The sequence below is a fragment of the Mycobacterium zoologicum genome (assembly GCF_020181635.2).
In the GTDB taxonomy this organism is placed as follows: domain Bacteria; phylum Actinomycetota; class Actinomycetes; order Mycobacteriales; family Mycobacteriaceae; genus Mycobacterium; species Mycobacterium zoologicum.
This window is the reverse complement of the sequence record NZ_JAYJJS010000003.1, coordinates 37,936-57,150: the sequence shown is the minus strand read 5'-3', so window position 1 is coordinate 57,150 and position 19,215 is coordinate 37,936. Positions and strand designations below refer to the sequence as shown.

The following is a 19,215-nucleotide window of genomic DNA, read 5'->3' as shown; positions in this document are numbered from 1 at the left end:
CGGCTTGTCCTTTCTGAGGATTTCGCGCCGGCTACGGGATCGGCCAACCGGTGCGGATCATGACAGCGTCGGCGGCGTCGACGGGGGCGGGCTGGCCCATGATCTCCACCGCCATCGCCGCCATCACCAGCGAATAGATCAGGTGCAGCAGGTTGCGCGCGTCGTCGGGAAGTTCGTCCAGCGCGAATTTGTCGCAGTACTCGATCGCTTCTTCCAGGCGCGGAAAGAACGCGTCGTAGAACTGCCGCAGCTCCGGAATGGTGCTGGCCAGCCTCTGCTCGAAGCGTTCGGTTTCGGTTGGCAGGCACCAGGTTTCGGCGAATCCTTCCAGTTCGGCGAACGCGCTGGGCAGCCGTGCGGCGGTCATCGCGCCGCTCCCGTGCCGGCCTGCTCACGTCGGTAGTCGTCCACCCAGTCGCCCACCACCTTGTGCAGGTGGCGCACCAGGATCTCTTGATCGCCCAGCGGGAAGTCGTCGACGATGCCGTACTCCAGCGCTGCCTGGGTGCCGCCGAGCATCCCGGCGTCTTGCAGCGCAAACTCTTTGAGCACCACCGACGCCACCTCGTGCTCGATGCGCTCGCGCACCGTGCGGGCCGGATGGAAGTAGGTGTGGGCCTCGAACCGGTGGGTGTTGTGCGAGGTGGGCCAGTACCGGTAGAGCAGGTACCAGCCGCCGTAGATGAGGATCTCGGTGTTGGGGAAGATCTGGAAGTTGCTGATCCCCCACGGTTCGATGCCGCCCGGATTCACCCCGGCCGGCAGCTCGCCGATGTCGGGCGTCTCCCACGGGCCGACCAGCCCGCTGCGGGTGGCCCGCTCGATGGGGTACATGTACTCCGGGGGCAGCAGCCATCGGCGTCGGCCGGCGGTCGAGACCAGTCGGTGCGGCCCGTCGAGTTGGAAATGGCCGCAGGTGAATCCGGCGTCGGGCACCCGGACTTGGGCCGGCACCTGTTGGGAATGCAATGCCGGAACGTGGTAGTACTCCTGAAACGCGTCGGCGAAGATCTTCCAGTTGCTGTTGTTGTGGGCCACCCAGTCGTAGCGTTCGGTCAGCTTCTCGAAGGGGTACCCGTCGAGGCCGGTGATCATCGGCCCGAGGAATTCGCGCAGCCCCTGCCGCGGTTCGGCCGCGAAGTTGATGAAGACGAAGCCGTTCCAGTCCTCGCAGTGCACCCCGATCAGGTCCGGGTCGGCGCCGTCGAAGCCGTGACTGCGGCGGCAGCGTTTGCAGCTGAACTCCTGACATTGCCCGGCGGTCTCGCGGTCCGGGAAATCGTGCCAGACCAGCTTCGTGGCGCACCGCGGGCAGACGTTGTGGAACGCGCGAATCCCCCCGTCGGTGCAGACCACGATGACCGATGCGTGGGCCGCTTCGATCTCCTTGGTGACATAACTGCCGTGGTCAGGTGTTTCCTCGACGCGGCCGATGTTGAGCCAGGCGCGCTTGAACACGGCTTCGCGCTCGAGTTCGAAGAACTCACGCGACGTGGAGTCGGCGAAGGAGACCGGGCCGGTTCCCAATTCATAGTGCTCGGTCCACGAGCCCTCGGCGGGCCGGCCGGATCGCTTCGAAGGTTGTTCTGTCACAACACCGCCCCTCCGTTGACACCGAGTACCTGACCGGTGATGAAACCGGCTTCCTCCGAGCACAAGAACCCGACTGCCGCGGCGATGTCCGCGCCGGTGCCCAGCCGCCCCATCGGGATGTTGGCCGCGATCTGCTCGTTCGGTGGCAGGTATCCGGCCGCTTGGCCCTGGTGCTGCATGGGCGTCTCGATGCCCGACGGCGGGATGTTGTTAACCGTGATGCCTTGGGTGGCGTATTCGCGAGCCAGCGATTTCGTCAGGGTGATGACCGCTCCCTTGGACGCGGCGTAGTGCGCGGCGAACGGCGATCCGCGCTGGGCACTGGACGAGGAGATCATCACGATGCGCCCCCACCCGGCGGCGACCATGTCCGGCAGCGCGGCCTGGCAGCAGTGAAACGTCCCGGTCAGGTTGACGTCGATGATCCGGGCCCAGTCCTCGGCAGTGATATCGGCGAAGGCGCAGTAGCCGAAGAGTCCGGCGCTGGTGACCAGCGCGGCGACCGGGCCGAGATCGCGGCGCACGTGCTCGAAGGCCTCGTCGACGGCGGCCCGATCGGTGACGTCGACCTCGACGCCCAGCGCGGTGCCGCCCCGGCTCCGCACGTCGTCGGCAACCCGCTGCGCGGCTTGGCCATTGACGTCGAGAACGGCGACGCAATAGCCGCGCCGGCCCAGTTCGTGGCAGGTGGCCTCGCCCATGCCCGAGCCTCCACCGGTGACCACGGCGATCCGCTGCGGCACCTCTGCGGTCATTGCATCCCCTTCGTCCTCGTCGAGGATATTATCAAGTACTTGTTATTGATCTCAAGTACTGGATGTCCGGGCCCGCCGGAACGGCGTCAGGGCTCCACGTGGTCGGCGAACAGGGTGTGCCCGGTGCCCTGCTCGACGACCCGGGCCAGCAGCGCTCGCAGCGTGTCCTGCTCCTGCGGGCTCAACACACCGAACACCTGCTCGTGGACGGTGATCGCGTCGGTGACGACCGCCGACGTCACCGCACGCCCCTCGTCGGTCAGATAGGCCCGCAGGATTCGGCCGTGGTGGGGATCAGGTTTGCGTTCCACCAGTCCGCGGCGCTCCAGCGCACTCAGGGCCAGTTGCACGCCCTGCGGAGTGATGAGCAGCCGACGTGCCAGTTCGGCGCCGGAAAGCCCCGGCTCTCCGGCGAGTTGGCGCAACAGACCGATCTGGGCGGTACTCACCCCGTGCTCGCTGATCGCCTCGTTGACGGTGGTCAGCGAATAGTAGAAGGCCTGCTTGAGCAGCCACAGGATGTTGTTGGTGAGATCCATGTCCCGCCTCCCGGTCAACTGCGTTTGTAGACTCGGCCGTCCTTCATGACGAATCGCACGTCACAGGTGGTACCGATGTCCCGGGTCGGGTCACCCGGTACGGCGATGATATCGGCGCAGTAGCCCGGCGCCAGGCGTCCGAGTTCATGGCCGGCGTCGATGAGATCGGCACTGACGACGGTGGCCGCCCGCAGCGCCTGCACCGGTGTCATACCGCGCTCCACCAGGGCGCACAACTCCTTGGCGTTCTGCCCGTGCGGGATCGCCGGCGCGTCGGTGCCGCACGCGATGCGCACCCCGGCCTCGATCGCCCTGGGCAACATGGCTTTGGCCCGCGGAAACACCTCGGCCGCCTTCTTGCGCAGCTCCGGAGCGATCCGGTCGACGGCCAGGGCGTCCGTCAGGTAGGTGGTGGAGACAAGGAAGGTGCCGTGGTCGACCATCATCGCCAGCGTCTCGTCGGTGGCCAGGAAACCGTGCTCGATGCAGTCGATGCCCGCGCGGATGCACGCCCGAATCGCGTTGTCGCCGATGGCATGTGCAGCCACCCGCACCCCGGCGCGATGCGCTTCGTCGGCGATTGCGGCCAGTTCGGCGTCGGAGTACTGCTGGGCGCCCGGGGCGGTGCTGTGCGACATCACTCCGCCGGAGGCCGACACCTTGATCAGCTTGGCGCCGTGCCGGATCTGGTAGCGCACGCAGGCGGTCACATCCGGCACCCCGTTGGCGATGCCCTCGGCGACCGACAGCGGCATCACGCCGGGCGCGAGCCGTTGGAAGACCGTCGGATCCAGGTGGCCGCCGTAGGGCGTGACGGCATGGCCGGCGGGGTAGATCCGCGGACCCGCGTGCCAGCCCTGATCGACGGCGCGCTGCAGTGCGACATCAAGCAGGTAACCGCCGGTCTTGACCATCAGCCCCAAGTTGCGGACGGTGGTGAAGCCGGCTTCCAGTGTGGTGCGTGCGTTGACCGCGGCCCGCAACGTGCGGTAGGCGGGGTCGTCCTGCACACCGTGCAGCGGCGTGGGAAGCCCTTCGGGACTTCCCGGCCCGCCGATGAGCAGGTTGAGCTCCATGTCCATCAGCCCGGGCAGCAGCGTGACGTCGCCGAGGTCGATGTCGTCAGACGAAACCGGAAGGGGCGCATCGGGGTTGACGGCGGTGATGCGGCCGTCCTCGATCACCACGACGGCGGGTGACCGCACCACACCGGCATCGATGTCGAGCCACCGATCGGCGCGCAGCACCGAGATCTGACTCACCTGGCGCCTCACGGGAACGGCTCGGCGATGCACTCGATGACGGCCCCGCCGGAGTCGGGAACGCGCGGCTGCTTCCAGGCTTCGGCCGGGAAGGCCACCGTGATCATGGAGTACAGCAAGTGCATCAGGTTCAGCACGTCCTCGGGCATGTCGTCGAGGCTGAACTTGTCGCAGTAGGCCAGCGCATCTTCGGCGCGCGCCGTGATGGCGTCGTAGAACGCCTGCATCTCCGACATCGAACTGCTCAGGCGCTTGGCGTAGCGCTCCGGTTCAGACGGCAGGCACCACTGGCCGAACGGCTCGAGGTCGGCGAATTCCTTTGGCAGCATGGCGGTCACGATCCGTCAGACCTCTGCCGTAGCGCGCTCGTGTTCGGCTATCCACGCGGCGGTCTCGGCGTGAAAGTGCCGGATCAGCACCTCTTGGTCGTTGAGCAGGAAGTTGTCCACCACGCCCGTGCCGATCATCGTGTGGGTGGCCTCCAAGGTGCTGGCGTCCTGCAGCCCGTACTCCTTGAACGACACCGCCGCCAGTTCCTGGGCGACCCGCTCGCGGGGAGTCCGCGGCTGCGGAAAGTACAGCGTGCCTTCGAAAATGTGCGAGTCGTGCGCGGTCGGCCAGTAGTGGTAGGTCAGATACCAGCCCTGGCCCCAGAACAGGATGGTGAAGTTGGGGAAGATCTGAAACGAGTCCAGTCCCCACGGAACGCATTTCGCGGGATTGAGGCCGGCTGGCATCGGGCCGATATCCGGCGGGTCCCACGGCCCGAAAAGCCCGCTCCGGCAGATGTCCTCGATCGGCTTGCGCATCTCCGACGCCATCTCCCAGGCCCGCACGCCCGAGGTGCTGACCAGGCGATGCGGGCCCTCGATCCGGTAGTGCGGCGCCTCGAAGCCGGCCTGTTCGGCCGCCACCCGAAAGGCCGTCGGCGTCTGGTTCCCGTGCAGTACCGGCGCGTGATAGAACTCCTGGAAGGCGTCCAAGAAGAGCTTCCAGTTGGAATTGACCGACGAGCGGTACTGCCACCGCGACGTCAGCTGCCCGAATGGGTAGCCCTCCAACGCCGTGACCATCGGCCCGAGGAATTCGCGCAGAGACTGCTCGGGAGTGGCGGAGAAGTTGACGAAGATGAACCCTTCCCAGACTTCACAGTGCACGGCGACCAACCCGTAGCGGCTCTTGTCCAAGTCGAAGAACTCTTCCTGCTGCGGGACAAAATCCAGATTGCCATCCAGGTCGTAGCGCCAGGCGTGGTACTTGCAGGTGAACTGGCGACAGTTCCCGCTCGCCTCCTCCAATGGCATGGTGTCCCACACCAACTTGTTCCCGCGGTGCCGACAGACATTGTGATAGGCCTTGATCTCGCCGGATCCGGTTCGCACCAGGATGATCGAGGTGTTGACCACCTTGAGTTCCCGGGTCAAGTAGCTGCCCTTCCGCGGAATCTGCTCTACCCGACCGACATTCAGCCAGGCACGCCGGAAGATCGCCGCGCGCTCCTTCTCGTAGACATCCGGGCTGACGGAATCGCGGTACGACACCGGTTCGGTACCGAGCTCGGGGTAGTGCTGGGTCCAACTACCCTCGGGCGGCTTCGGAAAACGCGCCACAACCACTCCTGTCCTCACGCCGGGTCACTGGCGCCGACGCTATCGAGCGGCACCTTTAGTGTCAAGTAGTTGACACTTGGGCGGGATGTCGGCTTCAGGACTCTCTGACGAACTGGGTCAGGACTGCGTCAGCGCGGGGTCGTTGTCGCTCTCCGCTTTGCGCGCGGTGTTGCTCAGCATCTGCTCGACGACGTTCTTGCCCAGGACGCTGTCGCCGGGCAACTCGATCGGATAGTTGCCGTCGAAGCAGGCGCTGCACAGCCGCGACTTGGGCTGCTCGGTGGCCGCGATCATGTCCTCCAGGCCGACGTAGCCCAGGCTGTCGGCGCCGATGGTGCGGCGCACCGCCTCGAGCATCTCCTCCTGGTCCTCGACGGCGTTGGCGATCAGCTCGGCGGGCGAGGCGAAGTCGATGCCGTAGAAACACGGCCAGCGCACCGGCGGCGAGGCGATCCGCACGTGCACCTCCACGGCGCCGGCCTCCCGCAGCATCCGCACCAGCGCCCGCTGCGTGTTGCCCCGCACGATCGAGTCGTCGACGACGATCAGCCGCTTGCCGCGGATGATCTCCTTGAGCGGATTGAGCTTGAGCCGGATGCCCAGCTGCCGGATGGTCTGCGACGGCTGGATGAAGGTCCGCCCGACGTAGGCGTTCTTGGTCAGGCCCTGCCCGTAGTCGATGCCGGACTCCTGGGCGTAGCCCACGGCGGCGGGTGTGCCCGACTCCGGAACCCCGATGACCAGGTCTGCCTCGACGGGATGCCGGCGAGCCAGCCGACGGCCGATCTCCACCCGGGTGGCGTGCACCGACCGCCCGCCGATGGTGCTGTCGGGCCGGGCCAGGTAGACGTACTCGAACACGCAGCCCTTGGGCGTCGGGTTGGCGAACCGGGTGGAGCGCACCCCGTCGGCGTCGATGGCCAACAGCTCACCGGGTTCGATGTCGCGGACGAACGAGGCGCCGACGATGTCGAGCGCGGCGGTCTCCGAGGCCACCACCCAGCCGCGATCGAGCCGCCCCAGCGACAGCGGCCGCACTCCCCACGGGTCGCGGGCCGCATACAGGGTGTTCTCGTCCATGAAGGTCAGGCAGAACGCGCCGCGTGCGGTCGGCAGCAGTTCCAGCGCGGCCTGCTCCAGGGTGGTGTCGGCCGCGCCGTGTGCCAGCAGGGCGCCGAGGATGTCGGAGTCGGTGGTGGCCACACCGGGCCGGCGGGTGTCGATCAGGCCCAGCTCGCGGGCGCGGCCGGCCAGTTCGGCGGTGTTGACCAGGTTGCCGTTGTGGCCCAGGGCCAGCCCGGTGCCCGCAGCGGTGTTGCGGAACACCGGCTGGGCGTTCTCCCAGGTGGTGTCGCCGGTGGTGGAGTAGCGGCAGTGCCCGACCGCCACATGGCCGGGCATGGCCGCCAGCGTCTGCTCATCGAACACCTGGCTGACCAGACCCAGGTCTTTGAAGACCAGCACCTGCGAGCCGTCGCCGACGGCGATACCGGCCGCTTCCTGGCCGCGGTGTTGCAGCGCATACAGGCCGTAATAAGTGAGCTTCGCTACTTCTTCACCGGGAGCCCATACACCGAATACACCGCATTCCTCGCGAGGCGAGTTCTCAAGATCTTCAACCTGCTGGTCAAGCACGTTTTGTCTGCTCCCGGGGGGCGGGTGAAGGTGACGGGGATCAGTCTACGGTCAAATCGCGTCAAGTTTGACCAACGGCAGCCATCCGGCGATCTCGGCGGCCCGCGAACCGGACATCCGCAGCTTCGCGGTCGCCGTCGCGTCGGTGGTGCGCAGCAACCCGGTCGCCAGCAGCAGCCAGGTGCGCGGGTCGGTCTCGACGACGTTCGGCGGGGTCCCGCGGGTATGTCGCGGCCCGGCGATGCACTGCACGGCCACGAACGGCGGCACCCGCACCTCGACGCTGGCCCCCGGAGCCAGCTCGGCCAGCGTCCGGGCGGTCAGGCGGACGGCCGCGGCCAACGCGGTGCGATCCGGCGCGGGCAGGTGCTCGTCGCGCAGCCAGCCGGCGAGTGCAAGCACGGCCTGACGCGTCTGCGCCGGGTCGATCACCGGCTCTGCTCTCGGTGCTGCTGCATTGCGGCCCGGATCCGCTCGGTCTCCCCCGGCGTCCAGCCGGACGGCGGCAGCACCGCCACCCAGCCGTCCAGAACGGCGTTCGAGTAGTTGTGACCGTGCCCGGCCGGCATCGACTCACCGTGCGCCAGGTCGGCACTGACCTGCCAGAACGTCACCATCGGATACCAGCGCATGGACGCGGTGCGGTCCTCACCGGGTGGCTCGGTCAGCCAGGCCGGCCGGGCGAACAGCAACTCCGGCGACCACCACACCACCGGGTCGGACGCGTGCTGCAGGAACAGCACCCGGGTTCCGGCCCACGGCGGCGCGGCGATGCGGGCGATCTCGGCAGGCTCGGTTCCCTGGGCGAATCGCACCGTGCGTCCGTTGTCGTAGCGCGGTCGCACCTCGGGGGTCCCCGGGTCACGCCGAGCCACCAGCGCTTGCCACAGTGAGCTGGCATGGGGCGGACCCACCCACAGCACCGCCTCGAATCCCTGTTCGGCGATGTCGGGCAGCCAATCGAACGCGGCCTGACCGGCCATCGCACCCAGGCTCTCGCCGTAGAGCACCAGCTTGGGGCGATGATCCGGTGACAACTCCCGCCAGCGGGCACCGATGGTGTCGATCAGCATCCGCCCGGAGTCCGCCGATTTCTGCCTGTCGGCCAGAAACGAGACCCAGCTCGGCAGGTAGGAGTACTGCACCCCGACCATGGCGGTGTCACCGTTGTAGACCATCTCCAGCGACCGTGCCGCGACCGGGTTGATCCAGCCGGTTCCGGTGGTCGGGACGATCACCAACACTTGGCGCTCAAAGGCTTTGGTGCGCTCCAGTTCGTCGAGCAGCAGCTCCATCCGGGCCTGATCGTCACCGGCGCTGTGCAAACCGGCGTACACCCGGATGGGTTCCTTGGCCGGCCGGCCGTTGACCTGTTGCAGTTCTTCGGCACGCGGCCCGCCGGCGACAAAGTTGCGTCCCTGGAAGCCAAGAGTGTCCCAGGGAACCAAAGATGCTGTGCTGCCTGATCTTTCCGGTTGCAGTGGTTGCGACACCCCGGTCTTGGTGGCAGAGTTCTGCGGCTCGGACAGCGCGTTGGCTCCGATGAAGAACCCGCGGATCAGCACGCCGTTGATCAAGGTCACCAGCAGCACGACCACGATCGCCGTCCCGATGAACATGGCGACTTCGCTGTGCAGGTGCCAGCGCTGGATCAGCCTGCGGGCCAGCAGCTTGATCGCATCGAACACCACCCGCACGGCGGCCACCGACAGAGCCGCCGTCCCGATCGCCACGATCAGGGTCCGTAGGTAGCCCGGCGTCTCGGGACCGTCGACACCCAGCAGTTCCGAGACCTGCCGTTGCCAGCCGGCGGCCGGGATTAGCATCAGCAGGCACGCGGCCGGTGAGACCACCACGACGGCCGCCTTCAGCGCGAACAGCACCCGGGACGACGGCGGCCACCAGCGGGCGCCGTGCAGCACGAAACGGTCCAGCGCCGCACCGACTCCCACGCCCAGGCCGTAGCCGAAAGCCGCGTTGAGCCCGCCGATCAGGCCCTGGAACAACCAGTCCCGCGGCAGCAGCGACGGGGTCAGCGACAGGCAGAAGAGCAGTGCCCCGAAGGCCACCCCGACGAATTTCAGCCGCAGCAGGCCCCACGCCCACACCAGCAGCGGATGTCTCCCCCTGGGTGCGACGGCGGTGGTCCCCATGCCGGTCCGGCTATCCGAACAGCCCCGGCAGCACCGACTCGGAGGTGGCGCGCAGCTCTGCCAGCGAGATGGAGAACCGGCCCTGCACCTCCACCTCTTGCGAGGCCTGGTCCACCACGCCGATGCGCTCGACGGGCAGTCCGCGCGCCTCGCACATGGACCGGAATCGACTCTCCTCGGTGCGCGGCACCGCGACCACCGCCCGGCCCGCCGACTCGGAGAACAGCCAGACGAACGGGTCGGCCGCTTCGGGCAGCAGTATGCGGCAACCTGTTTCGCCCGCGAGGGCCGATTCGATCACGGCCTGGATCAGACCGCCTTCGCTCAGGTCGTGGGCCGCGGAGACCAGGCCGTCCCGCGAGGCCGAACGCAGCACCTCGGCGAGCAGTTGCTCGCGCGCCAGGTCGACCATGGGCGGGAGGCCGCCGAGGTGATTGCCGGTCACCTGCGCCCAGATGGAGCCGTCGAACTCGTCGCGGGTGTCGCCCAGCAGCATCAGCGTCTCGCCCGGCTCGACGCCGAACGCGGTGGGCAGTCGCCGTTTCACGTCGTCGATCACGCCGAGCACCCCGACCACCGGGGTCGGGTGGATCGGTGTGGCGCCGGTCTGGTTGTAGAAGCTGACGTTGCCGCCGGTCACCGGAATCCCCAGTGCCGCACAGCCGTCCGCCAAACCACGAACCGCCTCGGCGAATTGCCACATCACCCCGGGGTCTTCCGGCGAGCCGAAGTTCAGGCAGTTGGTGACGGCGACGGGCGTGGCGCCGGTGACCGCCACATTGCGGTACGCCTCGGCCAGTGCCAGCTGCGCGCCGGTGTAGGGGTCCAGTTTGGTGTAGCGGCCCGAGGCGTCGGTGGAGACGGCGATACCGCGCCCGGATGCCTCGTCGATGCGCAGCATCCCGCCGTCGGCGTGCTCGGCGAGCACGGTGTTGCCCCGCACGTAGCGGTCGTACTGCTCGGTGATGAACGCCCGGCTGCACAGGTGCGGGCTGCCCAGCATCGCGAGCACGGTCGCGCGCAGTTCGTCGTCGGTGGTCGGCCGCGGCAGCTTGTCGCTGCGGTCGGCGTTGAGCGCGTCCTGGGTGTCCGGGCGCACGACGGACCGCTGGTAGATCGGACCTTCGTGGGCCACGGTGCGCGGCGGCACGTCGACGACGGTCTGACCGTGCCAGGTGATCTGCAGCCGGTCGCCATCGGTGACCTCGCCGATCACGGTGGCCAGCACATCCCATTTGCGGCACACCGCCATGAATGCGTCGACGTTCTCCGGGGTGACGACGGCGCACATGCGCTCCTGCGATTCGCTGGAGAGCACCTCGGCCGGGGTCATACCCTCGGCCCGCAATGGCACCTGCTCCAGTCGAATCGCCATACCGCCGTCGCCGGCAGACGCCAATTCGGATGTGGCGCAGGACAGTCCGGCGCCGCCCAAGTCCTGGATGCCGACCACCAGCTTGGCGGCGTAGAGCTCCAGGCAGCACTCGATGAGCACCTTCTCGGTGAACGGGTCGCCGACCTGCACCGCCGGCAGTTTCTTTCGCCCGGCGCCGGATTCGTCCCCGCCGAAGGTCTCCGATGCCAGCACCGACACCCCGCCGATGCCGTCCAGGCCGGTGCGCGCCCCGAACAGGATGATCTTGTTGCCGGTACCGGAGGCGAACGCCAGGTGCAGGTCTTCTTTCTTGAGCACGCCAACGCACAACGCATTCACCAGCGGGTTGCTCGCGTAGCACTCGTCGAAGATGGTCTCGCCGCCGATGTTGGGCAGGCCCAACGAGTTTCCGTAGCCGCCGATGCCGCGCACCACCCCGTCGACCACCCGGCGGGTGTCGGGGGCGTCGGCGGCACCGAAGCGCAGCTGGTCCATTACCGCGACCGGGCGAGCACCCATCGCCATGATGTCGCGCACGATGCCGCCCACTCCGGTGGCCGCACCCTGGTACGGCTCGACGTAGGAGGGGTGGTTGTGGGATTCGACCTTGAAGGTGACCGCCCAGCCGTCACCGATGTCGACCACGCCGGCGTTCTCGCCGATACCGGCCAGCATCGATGCCCGCATCTCTTCGGTGGTTGTCTCACCGAAGTAGCGCAGGTGCACCTTGGAGGACTTGTAGGAGCAGTGCTCGCTCCACATCACCGAGTACATGGCCAGCTCGGCGTCAGTGGGGCGGCGGCCCAGGATGTCGCGGATGCGCTGGTACTCGTCGTCCTTGAGACCCAACTCGGCGAACGGTTGCGGGTGATCAGGCGTTGCAGCGGCGTGCTCGACGGTGTCCAGCGCGGTCGGGGGCGTCACGGGCACAGTCTATGGCACCCGAATTCGGCGCGATTGTCGTCGCTGGGCGCAGACAATCGCGCCGAGATCGCTCAGTCCGGCGCCAGGAACGCGGTCAGTGCTGCCGCGTAGGCGGCGACGTCGCGCGCACCCATCAGCTCCCGCGCCGAATGCATGGCCAGCTGCGGGGCGCCGATGTCGACGGTGGGGATTCCGGTGCGCGCCGCGCTCATCGGGCCGATGGTCGACCCGCACGGCAGGTCGGCACGGTGCTCGTAGCGCTGCAGCGCAACCCCGGCCTGCGCGCAGGCCAGCGCGAACGTAGCGGCGGTGCGCCCGTCGGTGGCGTAGCGCAGGTTCGGCTGCACCTTGAGCACCGGACCGCCGTTGATCGCGATCTGATGGGCCGGCTCGTGGCGGTCCGGGTAGTTGGGGTGGGTGGCATGCGCCATGTCGGCCGAGGCCAGCGTGGAGCCGGCCAGCCGGCGCAGGAAGTCCTCCCGGTCCCCACCGGCGGCCAGCGTGATCCGTTCCAGCGCGGTGGCCAGCAGGTCCGATCCGGCACCGTGGTCCGAGGTCGACCCGACCTCCTCGTGGTCGAACAGCGCCAGCACCGGCACATACCGGCCGATTCCGGCCGCCAACAGCGCCTCCAGCCCGGCGTAGCAGCTGGCCTGGTTGTCCAGTCGCGGCGCGCTGACGAGCACCTCCCCGACACCGGTCACCCTCGACGGCGCCAAGTCGTGGGTCATCAGATCGAAGCCCAGCATGTCGCGGGGCTCCACGCCGGCGCGTTCGGCGACGTAGCCCAGGAAGTCCGGCGAACCGCCAGCACCCCACACCGCGTTGAGGTGGCGTTGCGGGTCCAGCGCGACGGCTTTGCGGTCGTCGGCGAGGTGGATGGCCAGTTGCGGCACCCGCAGAATCGGTTCGTCGATGCGGACCAGGTGGTGCTTGATGCCGGCACCGCTGCGTACGGACAGCCGCCCGCTGATGCCCAGGTCGCGGTCCAGCCAGGAGTTCAGCCAGGCACCGCCATAGGGCTCCAGCGCTACCATCTGCCAACCGGCCGCCTCGCGGGCGGGATGCTGCTTGACGCGCAGGTTCGGGCTGTCGGTGTGCGCGCCGATGATCCGGAACGGCGCCGGATCACCACCGTGCCGCGAGCTGTCCCAGGCCACCACCGAGCCGGCGCGGACCACGAAGTACCGCCCGGGCGCCTGCGGCCAGCGGTCGGATTCGGCCAGCTCGGTGTAGCCGGCGGCCGCCAGTCGCTGCGCGACGGTGACGCAGGCGTGAAACGGTGACGGTGAGGCGTCGATGAACTCGCATAACCCGATTGCGGTAGCGGCCATGTCCACCAGTGTTTCCTACCCGAGCCCGACGGGGACGCTAGGGTCAGTATCGTGCCGTCCGCTCAGCCTGTGACCGCTCCACTGACCTGCGCGGCCATTTTCCTGGTCGCAACCATCGATGAGGGCGGCGAGGCAGCCGTGCACGACGCGTTGCCGGAGCTGGCGGGTTTCGCCCGGGCGATCGGTTTCCGCGACTCGACCAAGCAGCTGTCGCTGGTGACCTCGATCGGCTCGGAGGCCTGGGACAGGTTGTTCAGCGGGCCCCGGCCGGCGCAGCTGCATCCGTTCGTGGAGCTGACCGGGCCGCGGCACACCGCGCCGGCCACCCCGGGGGATCTGTTGTTCCACATCAAGGGCGAGACCATGGACGTCTGCTTCGAGTTGGCGGGACGCATCGTCAAGGCGATGGCCGGGTCGATCACCGTGGTCGATGAGGTGCACGGCTTCCGATTCTTCGACAATCGCGACCTGCTCGGCTTTGTCGACGGCACCGAGAACCCGGTCGGCGACGAAGCGGTGGACGCCACCGCGGTGGGCGATGAGGACCCGGAGTTCGCCGGCGGGTCCTATGTGCATATTCAGAAGTACCTGCACGACATGGCCGCCTGGGAGGCGCTGGGCGTCACCGAGCAGGAGCGGGTGATCGGGCGCACCAAGGCCGATGACATCGAGTACGACGACGCGGTGAAGCCGGCCAACTCGCATGTCGCGTTGAACGTGATCACCGACGAGGACGGCAACGAACTGGACATCGTGCGGCACAACATGCCGTTCGGCACGGTGGGTTCCGGCGAGTCCGGGACGTACTACATCGCTTACGCGCGCAGCCCGGAGATCACCGAGCGGATGCTGCGCAACATGTTCTTCGGCGACCCGCCGGGCAACACTGACCGCATCCTGGATTTCTCCACCGCGATCACCGGCGGGATGTTCTTCACCCCCACCGCCGACTTCCTCGACGATCCGCCACCGCTGGCGGGATTGGCGGTCCCGGCCCGCACCGGGCCCGTCGAGTCCGCCGGTGACGGCGTTGACGGCTCACTGAACATAGGCAGCCTGAAAGGAATTTCGTAATGAACAACCTGTATCGCGATCTGGCCCCGGTCACCGAAGCGGCCTGGGCCGACATCGAGCAGGAGGCGGCCCGGACGTTCAAGCGGCACATCGCCGGCCGTCGCGTGGTCGACGTCAGCGAACCGGCCGGGCCGACGGCGGCCGCGGTGGGCACCGGCCGGCTGACCGATGTCGGTGCGCCGGCAGACGGCGTGGTCGCACACCTGCGTGACAGCAAACCCCTGGTGCGCCTGCGTGTTCCGTTCACCCTGTCGCGCGCGGAGATCGACGACGTCGAGCGCGGTTCGCAGGACCCGGACTGGGACCCGGTCAAGGAGGCGGCCAAGAAGCTGGCGTTCGCCGAGGACCGGATGATCTTCCAGGGTTATCCGGCCGCATCCGTCGACGGCATTCGCGACGCCAGCTCGAATCCGGCGCTGACGCTGCCCGACGACCCGCGTGACATCCCAGACGTGATCAGCCAGGCACTCTCGGCGCTGCGGCTGGCCGGGGTGGACGGCCCCTATTCGGTGCTGCTGTCGGCCGACGCCTACACCAAGGTCTCCGAGACCTCCGACCACGGCTATCCGATCCGCGAGCACCTGCACCGGCTGGTCGACGGCGACATCATCTGGGCGCCGGCGATCGACGGCGCATTCGTGCTGACCACCCGGGGCGGGGATTTCGATCTGCAGTTGGGCACCGACGTGTCGATCGGATATACCTCGCATGATGCCGACAGCGTGCAGCTCTACCTGCAGGAGACGCTCACGTTCCTGTGCTACACCGCCGAAGCCGCGGTCGCGCTGAACTGCTGACTCAGACTGAGAGCACCGCGTCCAGCGCGGAGTAGAACAGCCCCAGCCCGTCGTCGCTCGGCCCGGTCAGCGCCTCGATGGCGTGCTCGGGGTGCGGCATCAGGCCCACCACCCGGCCGTTGGCCGAGCTCACCCCGGCGATGTCACGCATCGAACCGTTGATGTTGTCCAGGTAGCGGAAGACCACCCGGCCCTCGCCCTCCAGCTCGTCGAGCACGGCTTCGGAAGCCACGTAGCGGCCCTCGCCGGATTTGAGCGGCACCAGGATGTCGGCGTCCGCGTCGAACCGGGAGGTCCACGCGGTGCCGGTGGCGGCCACCCGCAGCCAGACGTCGCGGCAGACGAAGTGCAGGCCGGCGTTGCGGGTCAGCACGCCCGGCAAAAGGCCCGCCTCGCACAGCACCTGGAAGCCGTTGCAGATGCCCAGCACCGGCATGCCCGCACCGGCCGCTTTGATGACCTCGCCCATCACCGGGGCGAACCGGGCGATGGCCCCGCAGCGCAGGTAGTCGCCGTAGGAGAAGCCGCCGGGTACGACGACGGCGTCGACCCCCTTGAGGTCGGCGTCGGCGTGCCAGAGGCTGACCGGCTCGGCCCCGACGAACTTCACCGCGCGGGCGGCGTCGACGTCGTCGAGGGTGCCGGGAAAGGTGATGACGCCGATGCGGGCGCTCACGAGGTCTCCCGACTGACGGTGAAGTCCTCGATCACGGTGTTGGCCAGCAGCGATTCGGCGATCTCGGCGAGCGCGGCGTCATCGATCGAATCGTCGACCTCGAGCTCGAAGCGCTTGCCCTGCCGCACGTCGGAGACCCCGCCGTGCCCGAGGCGGGAAAGCGCGCCGACGATCGCCTGGCCCTGCGGGTCGAGGATCTCGGCTTTGGGCATCACGTGCACAACCACCCGGGCCACGCGCGCTCCCTACTGTCGACGGGGAATCGGACGGCTCAACAATACCGATGCCCGTCCGCGCCGCCGGAGCGCACAATCTTTAGCTATGCGTCTGACCCACTTCGGCCATTCCTGCCTGCTCGCCGACTTCGGCGACACCACCGTGCTGTTCGACCCGGGCAACTTCTCGCACGGCTTCGAGGGCATCACCGGCCTGGCGGCCATCCTGATCACCCATCAGCACCCCGACCACGCCGATGTGGCGCGACTGCCGGCGCTGATCGAGGCCAACCCGGGTGCCGCGCTCTACGCAGACCCGCAGACCGCCGCCCAGCTGGGTGCGCCGTGGCAGGCGGTGCAGGTCGGGGACGCGTTCTCGGTCGGCTCGCTGCGGGTGCGCGGGGTGGGCGGGGTACATGCGGTGATCCACCCGGAGCTGCCGGTGATCGACAACATCTCCTACCTGATCGGAGACGACGGCCATCCGGCCCGGTTGATGCATCCCGGTGACGCGCTGTTCGTCCCCGGCGAGCCGGTGGACGTGCTGGCCACCCCGGCGGCGGCGCCGTGGATGAAGATCTCCGAGGCGGTCGACTACCTGCGCGCGGTGGCGCCTCGGGCCGCGGTGCCGATCCACCAAGGCATCATCGCGCCCGACGCGCGGGGCATCTATCACGGCCGGTTGGCCGAGATGGGCCGCACCGACTTCCAGGTGCTGCCGGCCGAAAGCGACGTCGGGTTCTGAGCCCGCCCCCTGTGCGCGAGCGTGCATGTTTGTGCCGCGACACGCCGGTCAGGACGTACAGCTGTGCACGCTCGCGGCCGATGCGGTCGGTCAGAACTCAGGCGATGTCGGCGGCCGCGGTACGCCCGGCGGCGCGACCGGAGAAGATGCAGCCACCCAGGAACGTGCCCTCCAGCGCCCGGTAGCCGTGCACCCCGCCGCCGCCGAAACCGGCCACCTCACCGGCGGCATAGAGCCCGTCGATCGGTTTGCCGTCACCGCCCAGCACTCGGGCGCCGAGGTCGGTCTCCAAGCCCCCCAGCGTCTTACGGGTCAGGATGTGCAACTTGACCGCGATCAGCGGGCCGGCCTTGGGATCGGTCAGCCGGTGCGGCGCCACCACCCGGCCCAGCCGGTCGCCCAGGTAGGCCCGGGCACCGCGGATGGCGGTGATCTGGCCGTCCTTGCTGAATCGGTTGGCCACCTCGCGATCGCGCGCGGTGACCTCCGCCTCGACCGTCGCATAATCCAGCGGCGCCACCTCGGGCAGGTCGTTCATCGCCGCGACCAGTTCGCGCAGTGAATCGGCCCGCACGAAGTCCACACCGCGCTCGACGAACGCCTGCACCGGCGGCGGCGGGCCCTTGCGTGCCCGCGACGCGATCAGCTGTTTCAGGCTGCGCCCGGTCAGATCCGGGTTCTGCTCCTGGCCGGACAACGCGAATTCCTTCTCGATGATCTTCGCGTTGAGCACGAACCAGGTGTAGTCGTACCCGGAGCGGGCGATGTGCTCGAGGGTGCCCAGGGTGTCGAAACCGGGATACAGCGGCCCGGGCAGTCTTGTGCCGGCGGCATCCAGCCACAGCGGCGACGGGCCCGGAATGATCCGGATGCCGTGGCCCGGCCAGATCGGGTCGTAGTTGGTGATGCCCTCGGTGTAGTGCCACATCCGGTCGCGGTTGATCACCCGGCCGCCGGCCGCCTCGGTGATCCCGATCATCCGGCCGTCGACGTGAGCCGGCACCCCCGCCAGCAGCTGCGACGGCACCCGGCCCATGCGTTCCGGCCAGTTCTGCCGCACCAGATCGAGGTTGCCGCCGATACCACCACTGGTCACCAGCACCGCAGACGCACGGAACTCGAACTCGCCCATCGTGTTCCGCGACGATGCGACTCCGCGCGGCGCGTCGCTGGGTTCCAGCACGGCGCCGCGCACCCCGGTCGCCCGGCCACCCTCGACAATCAATTCGTCCACCCGGTGGCGGTGCACGAAACGGACTTTCGGGTGCTCGCGCAGTCGGCTCGCGAACATCTCCACCAGGGCGGGGCCAGTCCCCCAGGTGATGTGGAACCTGGGCACCGAGTTGCCGTGCCCGATCGCGCCGTAGCCGCCGCGCTCGGCCCAGCCGACCAGTGGGAACACCTTCAGTCCGCGGGCGGCCAGCCAACTGCGCTTCTCGCCCGCGGCGAAGTCGACGTAGGCGTGCGCCCACTGCCGCGGCCAGTGATCTTCGGCCCGGTCGAAGCCGGCGGTGCCCAGCCAATCCTGCAGCGCCAGTTCGTGACTGTCGCGCACCCCAAGCCGGCGCTGCTCGGGGCTGTCGACGAAGAACAGGCCGCCGAAGGACCAGAACGCCTGCCCGCCCAGGTTCGCGCTGTTCTCCTGGTCGAGGATCAGCACCTGCCGGCCGCGATCGGCCAGTTCGCACGCCGCCACCAGGCCGGCCAGACCCGCACCGACGACGATCGCATCGGCATCCGCGCTACCGCTCATGGCGGTCAACCGTAACGGGTCAGGCACTGAGCCCGGTGGTCACCTCCGCCGGGGTCGTGGGCCAGCGGTAGCGCTCCGGCCGGCAGCCGTGCTCCAGGGCGGTGTCCACGGCGTCGAGCATGGCCGCGGCCACCCCCCGATCGCTGAGCTGGCGAGCACCGACCGACAGTCGCACTTTTCCGCCGCGCCGGGCGATGCGTTCGCTGGTCGTCACCACCATCCGGCACCACCAGGGCGCCTTCGGGAAACCGGCTCCGATGCCGACCACCCGGGACCGCTCGGTGCTGCCGGTCACCAGATCGGTCACCCCGTGCAGGCCGGCCAGTAACCGGAACCCGTTGCGGGGCAATGCAGTCACAGTCCCCGCAGACACCGTCCAGCCGGGCGCGGCGAACAGTCGGGTCCGCAGCCCCAGGTGTTCGAGCACCCGGTCGGCGCCGAGCAGCCGCAGGTTCGCCTCGTGGGCGGGCAGCGTGGCGAATTCGCCGCGGCGTTTCTTGGTGGCGGCCTCGTCGAAGCCGTGCAGCACGATCGCCGCGCCGCCGGCCCGCCGCTGCCGCAGCCAGTCGCTGGTGCCCGCGTCGCGGTCCAGCCGGTAGTCCGCGCCCAGCCGCGGCGCCACCAGCAATGACACCGGCACCCCGCGGGCGTCCAGCTGTGCGCAGAACGCCTCGGCGTCGGCGCAGCTGCGCGCCTCGATCCCGGAGACGGAGACGATCAGTTGTCCGGTCACGTCACCAGTGTGGCGACCGCAGGTGTCCGGCCGGTGACATCG

At 68.6% G+C, this 19,215-nt stretch carries 19 protein-coding genes; 3 read left to right on the top strand and 16 right to left on the bottom strand.

Features of this window, described 5'->3' with window-relative positions; translation table 11 throughout:
* Positions 1-31: 31 nt before the first annotated feature.
* From K6T84_RS03175 to K6T84_RS03120, 12 genes are all read right to left on the bottom strand, one after another.
* On the bottom strand, positions 32-367 hold the full coding sequence (locus tag K6T84_RS03175; RefSeq protein WP_225400740.1) for a hypothetical protein: 336 nt from the start codon (positions 365-367) through the stop codon (positions 32-34).
* Complete coding sequence (locus K6T84_RS03170) at positions 364-1,593, bottom strand: aromatic ring-hydroxylating dioxygenase subunit alpha (protein ID WP_225400741.1); 1,230 nt, start codon at positions 1,591-1,593, stop codon at positions 364-366. Before K6T84_RS03170 ends, K6T84_RS03175 begins: the two co-directional genes overlap by 4 nt.
* Positions 1,590-2,348: an SDR family NAD(P)-dependent oxidoreductase gene (locus K6T84_RS03165; RefSeq protein WP_225400742.1), complete on the bottom strand. Its 759-nt coding sequence runs from the start codon at positions 2,346-2,348 to the stop codon at positions 1,590-1,592. The genes K6T84_RS03170 and K6T84_RS03165 overlap by 4 nt, the downstream gene beginning before the upstream one ends.
* An 86-nt stretch (positions 2,349-2,434) precedes the next feature.
* Entirely contained in the window at positions 2,435-2,887 is a 453-nt protein-coding gene (locus K6T84_RS03160) for a MarR family winged helix-turn-helix transcriptional regulator (protein WP_225400743.1), read from the bottom strand.
* A 14-nt stretch (positions 2,888-2,901) separates the two neighbouring features.
* Positions 2,902-4,149: a metal-dependent hydrolase family protein gene (locus K6T84_RS03155; RefSeq protein ID WP_225400744.1), complete on the bottom strand. Its 1,248-nt coding sequence runs from the start codon at positions 4,147-4,149 to the stop codon at positions 2,902-2,904.
* Between the two features lie 8 nt (positions 4,150-4,157).
* On the bottom strand, positions 4,158-4,478 hold the full coding sequence (locus K6T84_RS03150; protein ID WP_224865989.1) for a hypothetical protein: 321 nt from the start codon (positions 4,476-4,478) through the stop codon (positions 4,158-4,160).
* A gap of 15 nt (positions 4,479-4,493) precedes the next feature.
* The gene (locus K6T84_RS03145; protein WP_225400745.1) at positions 4,494-5,759 is read right to left on the bottom strand and encodes an aromatic ring-hydroxylating oxygenase subunit alpha; all 1,266 of its coding nucleotides are present in this window, start codon (positions 5,757-5,759) and stop codon (positions 4,494-4,496) included.
* A 117-nt stretch (positions 5,760-5,876) separates the two neighbouring features.
* Positions 5,877-7,394 carry an amidophosphoribosyltransferase gene (gene purF / locus K6T84_RS03140; protein WP_225400746.1) on the bottom strand — a complete coding sequence of 506 codons (1,518 nt, stop codon included), beginning with the start codon at positions 7,392-7,394 and terminating at the stop codon, positions 5,877-5,879.
* A 51-nt stretch (positions 7,395-7,445) separates the two neighbouring features.
* Entirely contained in the window at positions 7,446-7,826 is a 381-nt protein-coding gene (locus K6T84_RS03135) for a sterol carrier family protein (RefSeq protein ID WP_224862811.1), read from the bottom strand.
* Positions 7,823-9,547, bottom strand: coding sequence for an alpha/beta hydrolase (locus tag K6T84_RS03130; protein ID WP_225400747.1), 1,725 nt, complete (start codon positions 9,545-9,547; stop codon positions 7,823-7,825). Before K6T84_RS03130 ends, K6T84_RS03135 begins: the two co-directional genes overlap by 4 nt.
* Positions 9,548-9,557: 10 nt before the next feature.
* Positions 9,558-11,852 (bottom strand): phosphoribosylformylglycinamidine synthase subunit PurL, encoded by a 2,295-nt coding sequence (gene purL / locus K6T84_RS03125; RefSeq protein ID WP_225400748.1) that lies wholly within the window; start codon positions 11,850-11,852, stop codon positions 9,558-9,560.
* Positions 11,853-11,917: 65 nt separating this feature from the next.
* Positions 11,918-13,180 (bottom strand): M18 family aminopeptidase, encoded by a 1,263-nt coding sequence (locus K6T84_RS03120; protein ID WP_224862814.1) that lies wholly within the window; start codon positions 13,178-13,180, stop codon positions 11,918-11,920.
* A 51-nt stretch (positions 13,181-13,231) separates the two neighbouring features.
* Here K6T84_RS03120 and K6T84_RS03115 point away from each other — a divergent pair, with 51 nt between their 5' ends.
* The gene (locus tag K6T84_RS03115) at positions 13,232-14,254 is read left to right on the top strand and encodes a Dyp-type peroxidase (protein ID WP_225400749.1); all 1,023 of its coding nucleotides are present in this window, start codon (positions 13,232-13,234) and stop codon (positions 14,252-14,254) included.
* On the top strand, positions 14,254-15,051 hold the full coding sequence (locus tag K6T84_RS03110; protein ID WP_225400750.1) for a family 1 encapsulin nanocompartment shell protein: 798 nt from the start codon (positions 14,254-14,256) through the stop codon (positions 15,049-15,051). Before K6T84_RS03115 ends, K6T84_RS03110 begins: the two co-directional genes overlap by 1 nt.
* Position 15,052: 1 nt before the next feature.
* Here K6T84_RS03110 and purQ read toward each other — a convergent pair whose 3' ends face one another.
* Together purQ and purS are read right to left on the bottom strand one after the other, a co-directional pair.
* Complete coding sequence (gene purQ, locus K6T84_RS03105) at positions 15,053-15,727, bottom strand: phosphoribosylformylglycinamidine synthase subunit PurQ (RefSeq protein WP_225400751.1); 675 nt, start codon at positions 15,725-15,727, stop codon at positions 15,053-15,055.
* Positions 15,724-15,963, bottom strand: coding sequence for a phosphoribosylformylglycinamidine synthase subunit PurS (gene purS, locus K6T84_RS03100; RefSeq protein ID WP_225400752.1), 240 nt, complete (start codon positions 15,961-15,963; stop codon positions 15,724-15,726). Before purS ends, purQ begins: the two co-directional genes overlap by 4 nt.
* Before the next feature lie 85 nt (positions 15,964-16,048).
* Here purS and K6T84_RS03095 point away from each other — a divergent pair, with 85 nt between their 5' ends.
* Positions 16,049-16,687 carry an MBL fold metallo-hydrolase gene (locus K6T84_RS03095; RefSeq protein WP_225400753.1) on the top strand — a complete coding sequence of 213 codons (639 nt, stop codon included), beginning with the start codon at positions 16,049-16,051 and terminating at the stop codon, positions 16,685-16,687.
* A 97-nt stretch (positions 16,688-16,784) separates the two neighbouring features.
* Here the strand turns inward: K6T84_RS03095 and K6T84_RS03090 are convergent, their stop codons facing one another.
* The gene (locus tag K6T84_RS03090) at positions 16,785-18,440 is read right to left on the bottom strand and encodes an FAD-binding dehydrogenase (RefSeq protein ID WP_225400754.1); all 1,656 of its coding nucleotides are present in this window, start codon (positions 18,438-18,440) and stop codon (positions 16,785-16,787) included.
* 19 nt (positions 18,441-18,459) lie between these two features.
* Positions 18,460-19,173 (bottom strand): DUF2334 domain-containing protein, encoded by a 714-nt coding sequence (locus K6T84_RS03085; protein ID WP_225400755.1) that lies wholly within the window; start codon positions 19,171-19,173, stop codon positions 18,460-18,462.
* Positions 19,174-19,215: the final 42 nt, after the last annotated feature.